The sequence below is a fragment of the Polynucleobacter kasalickyi genome (assembly GCF_900176405.1).
GTDB classification, from domain to species: Bacteria; Pseudomonadota; Gammaproteobacteria; order Burkholderiales; family Burkholderiaceae; genus Polynucleobacter; species Polynucleobacter kasalickyi.
On the sequence record NZ_FWXJ01000032.1, the window covers coordinates 1 to 1,328 of the forward strand.

The window sequence follows — 1,328 nt, forward strand, 5'->3', positions numbered from 1 at the left end:
GAGGCTGTAAATAATTTTGTGTAAGTTGATATTTTGTATTAATCTGCCAACAATGGCAACAAAATGGAAACTTGCAAGATGGACAAAGCGAAATTACAAGAACTAGCGAATGAATTTGCCAAAGGAATCAAAACTCAGCATGACCTGAATGATTTCACAAAAATGCTCACCAAGATGGCAGTTGAGACGGCTTTAAATGCTGAACTAACTGATCACTTGGGCTATGAGAAGCATCAAAGTAGCCCTGAAGGTGGAACGAATGCGCGGAATGGTAGTACCAAAAAGAGATTGAAGGGAAGCCATGGCGACATTGAAATAATCGCTCCAAGAGACCGTGATGGTAGCTTTGAGCCTCAACTACTCCCTAAACACCAAAGTCGTCTCACGCAAATGGATGATCAAATTCTGACTCTGTATGCCAAGGGTCTGTCGACTAGAGAAATTGTGGAAGCCTTCAAAGAAATGTACGACGCAGATGTTTCAGCAACCTTGATCTCGAAAGTTACTGAGCGGGTATTAGAGCAAATTACTAGCTGGCAAGCCAGACCGCTAGATGCGATTTACCCCATTGTTTATCTTGATTGTATTGTGATTAAGATTCGTGAGAATCAAACGGTGATTAATAAGGCTATTTATTTAGCCTTAGGCGTCAACATGGATGGCCATAAGGACTTACTGGGTATCTGGGTGTCAGAAAACGAAGGTGCTAAGTTTTGGCTATCCGTGCTCACAGAACTCAAGAGCCGTGGTGTTCAAGATATCTTGATCGCCTGTGTGGATGGCCTCAAAGGTTTTCCTGAAGCCATTGCTGCTGAGTATCCTGAGACCCGTATTCAACTGTGTATCGTACATATGCTCAGGGGAAGCTTGAAGTATGTTTCTTGGAAAGACTACAAGAAAGTCACAACTGATTTAAAAGAAGTTTACCAGGCTACCACTGAAGCACAGGCGCTCAAGGCGCTAGAAAACTTTGGCATCACTTGGAATGGTCAATACCCTCAAATAGCAAAATCATGGACCAACAACTGGGTCAACTTAAGAACCATCTTTGACTACCCACCTGAGATACGAAAAGCAATTTATACTACCAATGCGATTGAGTCTCTAAACAGCGTGATTCGATCGGCAACAAAGCGTCGAAAATTATTTCCGAATCAGAACTCAGCCATGAAGGTAGTGTATTTAGCAATCATGCAAGCGTCTAAAAAATGGACGATGCCGATTCAAAATTGGAGATCTGCGATGAATCGATTTGAGATTGAATTTGGTGAAAGATTAAACCTTCACTAAAAACTGGAATCAACTTACACAGATTAATTTACACCCTC

General features: G+C 41.7%; 1 protein-coding gene. It reads left to right on the forward strand.

Going from position 1 to position 1,328, the window contains the following annotated elements; all coding sequences use genetic code 11:
* Positions 1 to 78 precede the first annotated feature (78 nt).
* Complete coding sequence (locus B8983_RS13805; RefSeq protein WP_084286142.1) at positions 79 to 1,290, forward strand: IS256 family transposase; 1,212 nt, start codon at positions 79 to 81, stop codon at positions 1,288 to 1,290.
* Positions 1,291 to 1,328: the final 38 nt, after the last annotated feature.